Consider the following 1,030-nt stretch of genomic DNA (forward strand, 5'->3'; position numbering starts at 1 on the left):
CCAGAAGAAAAAGCTCGTGGTATCACCATCAACACCTCTCACGTTGAGTATGACACCCCGACTCGCCACTACGCGCACGTTGACTGCCCAGGGCACGCCGACTACGTGAAAAACATGATCACCGGTGCTGCTCAGATGGACGGCGCGATCCTGGTAGTTGCTGCGACTGACGGCCCAATGCCTCAGACCCGTGAGCACATCCTGCTGGGTCGTCAGGTTGGCGTTCCTTTCATCATCGTATTCATGAACAAATGCGACATGGTTGATGATGAAGAGCTGCTGGAACTGGTAGAAATGGAAGTTCGCGAACTGCTGTCCGCGTACGACTTCCCAGGCGACGACCTGCCAGTGATCCGCGGTTCCGCGCTGAAAGCGCTGGAAGGCGAAGCTGAGTGGGAAGCGAAAATCATCGAACTGGCCGAAGCCCTGGACAGCTACATCCCAGAGCCAGAGCGTGCTATCGACAAGCCGTTCCTGCTGCCAATCGAAGACGTATTCTCCATCTCCGGTCGTGGTACCGTTGTTACCGGTCGTGTTGAGCGCGGTATCATCAAAGTTGGCGAAGAAGTTGAAATCGTTGGTATCAAAGACACCGTTAAGTCTACCTGTACTGGCGTTGAAATGTTCCGCAAACTGCTGGACGAAGGCCGTGCTGGTGAGAACGTAGGTGTTCTGCTGCGTGGTATCAAACGTGAAGAAATCGAACGTGGTCAGGTACTGGCTAAACCAGGCTCCATCAAGCCGCACACCCAGTTCGAATCTGAAGTGTACATCCTGAGCAAAGATGAAGGTGGTCGTCACACGCCATTCTTCAAAGGCTACCGTCCACAGTTCTACTTCCGTACTACTGACGTGACCGGTACCATCGAACTGCCAGAAGGCGTAGAGATGGTAATGCCAGGCGACAACGTGAACATGGTTGTAACCCTGATTCACCCAATCGCGATGGACGACGGTCTGCGTTTCGCAATCCGTGAAGGCGGCCGTACTGTAGGCGCTGGTGTTGTTGCTAAAGTTATCGCTTAATCGC

Annotated in this window: 1 protein-coding gene; it reads left to right on the top strand. The window is 53.9% G+C overall.

Features of this window, described 5'->3' with window-relative positions; translation table 11 throughout:
* A partial coding sequence (gene tuf / locus ACSBQS_RS24530; protein ID WP_129993893.1) for an elongation factor Tu occupies positions 1-1,026 on the top strand: 1,026 nt, incomplete at its 5' end.
* Between the last annotated feature and the right edge of the window lie 4 nt (positions 1,027-1,030).

This window comes from Serratia sp. H402Y (assembly GCF_051172415.1).
Taxonomy (GTDB): Bacteria; Pseudomonadota; Gammaproteobacteria; order Enterobacterales; family Enterobacteriaceae; genus Serratia; species Serratia ureilytica.